We start from the raw sequence: 6,244 nt of genomic DNA, 5'->3' as shown, positions 1-6,244 counted from the left end.
GCATTGCACCGAACAGACCGCGCTGCCGAACGCGGGCGCGCTTTGGGCGCAGGTCTTTGCGGCCATCGGGCTGAAGGTCGCGCCGACGGCATCGGGCTGCTGCGGCATGGCGGGGCTTTTCGGGCATCAGGAACGGCATCAGGCCATGTCGCGCAGGCTCTACAACATGTCATGGCGCGATCAGGTCGAGGGCGAGGCGCCGGTCCTTGCCACCGGGTTTTCCTGTCGCTGCCAAGCCGAGCGGTTCAGCGGCAAGGGCCTGCGCCATCCCCTGGGGATGATCGCCGATAGGCTGCGCGCATAGCGGGCAAGGTGAATCCTTTGGAACATCCGGGCCTATCTGCTCTCCATCACCGTCTTCGACACCTGAAACGGCACCGTCGACCGATGCTGCAATGCCTGAAACGCCTTCGGACGACCCCGGGCACTTCCGGTCGATTGCTCCTTGCGGATACGCCAAGCCGGTCAATGCTTCGGACGCCCCTTTCGGGGCGTCCGCCTTCGCGCGGCTCAAGGGGCGGCCTAGAGGAACCCGACCGAGATCCAGGGGACGGCTGCCACGATGACCAGGCCGATAAACAGCGCGATCATGTAGCCGACGATCGGCCTCATGCCTTCGTCCGGGTGGATCCGGCTGATCGCACAGGCGGCATAGTAGCCGACGCCGAAGGGCGGGGCGAAAAGCCCGATCCCCATCGCAAGGCACACGACCATTGCGTAATGGACCTCGTGGACGCCGACGGCGCGGGCAATCGGGAACAGAAGCGGGCCAAACAGCACGATCGCAGGGATGCCCTCCAGGACCGAGCCCAGCACGATGAAGGCGATGATCGACACGGCCAGGAACACCGGGATGCCGCCGGGCATGTTCTTCATCAACTCCGCCAGGCTGCTGGAAAAGCCCGACTGCGTCAAAGCCCAGGCCATGCCGGTCGCCGCGCCGATGATCAGCAGGATCGAGCCCGACAGCGATGCGGTATCCACCAGCATCGGATAGATCCGCCGCCAGTCGAACTGGCGATAGATCAGGATGCCCGCCAGCACCGTATAGGCGATGCCGATGGTCGAGACCTCGGTGGCGGTGGCGACGCCTTCGATGACGGCGGCGCGGATGATGAAGGGCAGCGCCAGCGCCGGAATGGCGATGACAAACGCGCGGGCGATCTCGCCGCGGCTGGCGCGGCGCACGCCGGACAGGTCCTCGTTGCGATAACGCCACCAGACGAGGGCCGCCAGCGTCAGGGCCAGAACGACGGCGGGCAGCAGGCCGCCGGTGAACAGCGCGGCGATGGACACGCCCGTGACCGAGCCGATGGTGATAAGCACCAGCGAGGGCGGGATCGTTTCGGTCTGCGCGCCCGTCGCGGACAGAAGCGCGACCAGATCGCCCGGCTTGGCGCCGCGCTTGCGCATCTCGGGGAACAGGGCGGGGGCCACCGCGGCCATGTCGGCGGCCTTCGACCCCGAGATGCCCGAGACGAGATACATCGCGCCGATCAGCACATAGGACAACCCGCCCCGCACATGGCCCAGCAGGCTTGCCAGGAAGCCCACCATGGCGCGGGCCATGCCGGTCATCTCGATCAGAAGGCCCAGCAGAACGAACAGCGGCACGGCAAGCAGGATCAGGTGGCTCATCCCTTCGTCCATGCGCCCGGCAACGACCAGCGTGGGCGTGCTCGTGGTCAGCGCCAGATAGCCGAAGGTCGCCAGCGCAAAGGAAAAGGCGATGGGCACGCCCAGGAAGACCAGGGCACCGACGCCAAGGACGAAGAAGATCAGCAGGTTCCAGTTGTCCAGCGGCCGCAGCAGCGGCTCAAGCAGGCTGCAAACCGCGATCACCGCGACAATGGCGCCAAGGGCCATCGCCACGTCCCGGACGGTTCCCACGCGGAACAGCCGGATGGCGCCCACAAGGATCATCAGGGCAAAGCCGACCGGCAGGGCCGAGGCGCGCCAGGTGTTGACGATACCCATGGCGGGGGTCGTGACCCAGATCTCTTCCTCGGCAAAGATCACCGATGGGTAGAGGATCAGCGCGGCAAAGGCCAATGCCGCGCCGATCGCGATCAGGTCCAGAAAGGCCCGGCGCCGCGGCGACAGCATCCCCACCACGGCCGTCATGCGCATGTGCTCGCCGCGCCGCAGCGCCACGACCGAGCCCAACATGGCCAGCCACACGAACAGGATCGAGGCCAGTTCGTCCGACCAGACCAGCGGATGATGCAGGGCATAGCGCCAGATCACGCCCATCAGCAGGATGACCACTTCGGCCAGCACCAGCAATGCGGCAGGCACCTCGACAATGTGGCCGACGATGCGGTCCAGCCGGTTCAGCCAGGCAATCGGCTCGTGGCGCGTGAAAGCGCCGAGTTCCTCCACGGCAGTCGTCTCACTGGGAATATTCATGATGTTCCCTCCCTAACATTCCCTGATTTTTGCGACGGTCGGGCGTCAGCCCAGCTTGCCCGCGACCTGTTCAAGCAGTTCCCAGGCGGAATCGCCGTATTTGGCGCGCCAGTCGGCGTAGAAGCTTGTCCCCGACAGCGTGTCGCGGAACGCCGCCTGGTCCACGTCCAGGAAGGTCATGCCCCTGGACTGCAGCGTGGCGCGCAGGCTGTCGTTCAGCCTGGCGATGTCGGCGCGCTGATCCAGGGCCGAGCGGTCGATCTCGGTCATGATGATCTGCTGCAGATCCTCGGGCAGGGTCTGGAAGACCCGCTTGTTGCCCAGCACCCAGTAGCCGTCCCAGACATGGCCGGTCAGGCTGCAGCTTTGCTGCACCTCGTAAAGCCGCGCGGTCGAGATGATCGCCAGCGGGTTTTCCTGCCCCTCGACCACGCGGGTCTGGAGCGCGGTGTAAAGTTCGTTGAAGTTGATGGGCGAGGGCCCGGCCCGCAGCGACTGGAAAAGCGAGGTCAGGATGGGGGCGGGCGGAACCCGCAGGCGAAAGCCGTCCAGATCCTCGGGCGTGCGGATCTCGCGCCCCGACGAGGTGATATGGCGGAAGCCGTTGTCCCAGATGCGCGACATCGCAAAGATCGGGCGCTTGGCGATCTCGGCGCGCAGGTGGTCACCGAAGGGCCCGTCCATCGCCTGCCAGACGGTGTCGTAGTCCTTGAAGGCAAAGCCGAGGCTGGTCATGCTGGACAGCGGAACGAATGTCGCCAGGATCAGCGACGAGACATTGAAGAACTCGACCGCGCCGCTGCGGACCTGGGCCAGCAGGTCGGTGTCCGCGCCCAGTTGGTTGGCGGGAAAGAGGCGGATCTCGACCCGGCCCCCGGTCGCCTCGCGGATGCGGTTCAGAGCCTCTTGCGCACGGATGTTGACGGGATGGGTCGGATCCTGGCCGGTCGCGTATTTCAGCCTGAACTCGGCCGCGTCGGCGGGGCGGCTGAGGATGTTTACCAGCGGAAAGGCGGCGGCACCCGCCAGAATGGCGCGGCGGCTGAAGCCCTTGGCAGAATGGGTCATGTTCTCCTCCTGATTGGGTGACCTTGCCGTGGACCTCCTCTGCCCCGGCAAGGACCGGCCGCACCGTCCGGGTGCGGCCGGGCAGGCGTCAGAGCCAGCCCTTGATGCTGGCGGCGATGGCGTCGGCCGAGATGCCGTAGCGGTCGTGCAGGGTGGGCAGGGCGCCCGCCGCCAGGAATTCGTCCGGAAGACCGATATGGCGGAACTTCGGGGCCATGCCCTCCTGCAGCAGGACGCGTGCAACCGCCTCGCCCAGGCCGCCGACGACGGTGTGGTTTTCGACGACCAGGACCATGCGCCCGGTCTTGCCTGCCTCGCGCAGGATGGTCTCGGTATCCAGGGGCTTGATCGTCGGCACATGCAGCACCGCGACCGAGACCTTGTCCGCTTCCAGGGTCCTGGCCACTTCCAGCGCGCGCATGGTGGTCAAGCCGGACGAGATGACCAGCACATCGGTGCCCCCGCGGATGATCTTGGCCTTGCCCATCTCGAACCGGTAGCCGTATTCCTCCAGCACTACCGGCACCTTGCCGCGCAGAAGGCGCATGTAGACCGGGCCATCATGGGCCAGCATCGCTGGCACCGCCTGTTCGATCTCCAGTGCATCGCAGGGATCCAGGACCGTCATGTTCGGCATCGCCCGGAACAGCGCCAGATCCTCGGTCGCCTGGTGGCTGGGTCCATAGCCCGAGGTCAGGCCGGGAAGGGCCGCCGCGATCTTCACCGGCAGGTTTTCCTCGGCAATGGTCTGGTGGATGAAGTCATAGGCGCGGCGGCTTGCAAAGACCGCATAGGTGGTGGCAAAGGGGATGAAGCCTTCATGCGCCAGTCCGGCCGCGGCGCCAAACAGCAACTGCTCGGCCATGCCCATCTGGTAGTAGCGGTCGGGGAAGGCCTCGCGGAAGATGTGCAGGTCGGTGTACTTGCCCAGGTCCGCGGTCATGCCGACGATGCGCTCGTCCGCACGCGCCGCCTCGACCAGGGCGTGGCCGAAGGGCGCGGGGCGGGTTTCCTGTCCTTCGGACGCGATCGAGGCGATCATGGCCGATGTGGTCAGCTTCTTCTTCGGTCGCACCTCGGCGGCTTCGGTCCTGGCCTCAGGGGCCGCGGTCTTGATATCGGCCATCACGCCGTCCTCCCCTGATCAAGCGCCGACAGCGCCAGTTGCCATTCGTGCTCCTCGACACGGATGAAGTGGTTCTTCTCGCGCGCCTCGAGGAAAGGCACGCCCTTGCCCATCAGCGTATCGGCGATGATGATGCTGGGCTTGCCGGCGTTTCTTGCCTTGGCAGCGTCGAAGGCATCGCGCACCGCGTCGATGTCGTTGCCGTCGACCCTCTGGGTGAACCAGCCGAAGGCCTCCATCTTGTCCACCAAGGGCTCGAAGCCCATCATCTCGGTCGAGGGGCCGTCGGCCTGCTGGTTGTTCACGTCCACGACTGCGATCAGGTTGTCGAGCCCGTAATGTGCCGCCGACATGACCGCTTCCCAGACGGAACCCTCGTCCAGTTCTCCATCCGAGAACAGAACATAGACCCGATTGCCGGACGTCTTGCGCTTCAGTCCCAGGGCCATGCCCACCGCAATCGACATCCCAAGGCCCAGCGAGCCGCCCGACATCTCCATTCCCGGCGTATAGGCCGCCATGCCCGACATGGGCAGGCGCGAGCCATCGGCCCCATAGGTTTCCAGCTCGTCCTCGGGGATGATGCCCGCCTCGATCAGCGCGGCATAAAGCGCGATGGCGTAGTGGCCGTTGGACAACAGGAAGCGGTCGCGTCCTTCCCAATGCGGGTCCTCGGGGCGATAGGTCATCGCGTGGAAATAGGCCACCGCCAGCACATCGGCGATGTCCAGCGCCTGTGCGATATAGCCCTGGCCCTGCACCTCGCCCATCCGCAGCGCGTTGCGGCGAATGCGATAGGCGCGTTCCGGCAGGTCGGTGTTATGTCCGATCTGTGTGGTCACGGGGTTTCCTCCCTTAGTGGATCAGCATGCCGCCGTTGACATCGAGCACGGCGCCGGTGGTGTAGGATGCAAGGTCGGACGCCAGAAACAGGCAGGCTCGCGCCACGTCCTGCGCATCGCCAAGGCGGTTCAGCGGAATGCCCTCAAGGATCTTGACCCTTAGGTCCGGGGTCAGCTTGTCTCCGGTGATGTCTGTCTGGATCAGGCCGGGCGTGACCGAGTTGATGCGGATGTTGTCCGGTCCGAACTCGCGCGCCATGGCCTTGGCAAGGCCAAGCACGCCCGCCTTGGCAGCGCTGTAATGCGGCCCGCCGAAGATGCCGCCGCCGCGCTGCGCGGAAACCGAGGACATGCAGACGATGGATCCCGCCTTCTGCTTCCGCATGTGCGGGATCACCTCCTGGCTCATGTAGAGCGTGCCGCGGAGGTTCACGTCCAGAATGGCGTCATAGCCCTTGTCGTCAATGTCCAGGGTCTTGACCGGCTGGGTGATGCCCGCATTGTTGATCAGCACGTCCACGCGACCGAACTCGTCAACGACCCTGGCGACCGCCGCCGCGCAGGCGGCCTTGTCGGTGACGTCGCAGGCATGGCCGCGATGGGCCGCGCCCAGGTCCGCGGCGGCCGCAGTGGCGGCATCGGCGTCCAGATCCAGGATCACCACCGTTCCGCCCTGTTCGGCAAACAGCCGGGCCGTCGCCCGACCGATGCCTCGCGCCGATGCGGCGCCCGTGATAATGCACAGCTTGTCAGCCAGAAGCATCTGGCATCCTCCCTTGATCGATTTTGGTGTGACCGG

The 6,244-nt window shown here is 65.9% G+C and carries 5 protein-coding genes and 1 pseudogene; 1 reads left to right on the top strand and 5 read right to left on the bottom strand.

Annotated elements, in window-relative coordinates; translation table 11 throughout:
- Positions 1-304: pseudogene (locus tag OU682_RS05690) on the top strand (heterodisulfide reductase-related iron-sulfur binding cluster); the annotation flags it as partial.
- 218 nt (positions 305-522) lie between these two features.
- Here OU682_RS05690 and OU682_RS05685 read toward each other — a convergent pair.
- The 5 genes from OU682_RS05685 to OU682_RS05665 form a co-directional block, all read right to left on the bottom strand.
- Positions 523-2,409 carry a TRAP transporter large permease gene (locus OU682_RS05685; protein ID WP_268941101.1) on the bottom strand — a complete coding sequence of 629 codons (1,887 nt, stop codon included), beginning with the start codon at positions 2,407-2,409 and terminating at the stop codon, positions 523-525.
- A gap of 45 nt (positions 2,410-2,454) precedes the next feature.
- Positions 2,455-3,477: a TRAP transporter substrate-binding protein gene (locus OU682_RS05680; RefSeq protein WP_268941100.1), complete on the bottom strand. Its 1,023-nt coding sequence runs from the start codon at positions 3,475-3,477 to the stop codon at positions 2,455-2,457.
- A gap of 88 nt (positions 3,478-3,565) precedes the next feature.
- The gene (locus tag OU682_RS05675) at positions 3,566-4,603 is read right to left on the bottom strand and encodes a transketolase family protein (RefSeq protein WP_371832209.1); all 1,038 of its coding nucleotides are present in this window, start codon (positions 4,601-4,603) and stop codon (positions 3,566-3,568) included.
- Entirely contained in the window at positions 4,603-5,445 is an 843-nt protein-coding gene (locus OU682_RS05670) for a transketolase (RefSeq protein ID WP_329609777.1), read from the bottom strand. Before OU682_RS05670 ends, OU682_RS05675 begins: the two co-directional genes overlap by 1 nt.
- Positions 5,446-5,458: 13 nt before the next feature.
- On the bottom strand, positions 5,459-6,208 hold the full coding sequence (locus OU682_RS05665) for an SDR family NAD(P)-dependent oxidoreductase (protein ID WP_268941099.1): 750 nt from the start codon (positions 6,206-6,208) through the stop codon (positions 5,459-5,461).
- Positions 6,209-6,244 lie beyond the last annotated feature (36 nt).

The sequence above is a fragment of the Paracoccus benzoatiresistens genome (assembly GCF_026913015.1).
GTDB classification, from domain to species: Bacteria; Pseudomonadota; Alphaproteobacteria; order Rhodobacterales; family Rhodobacteraceae; genus Paracoccus; species Paracoccus benzoatiresistens.
Note: the sequence above shows the minus strand (reverse complement) of the source record. Positions and strands in the feature narration are given on the sequence as shown.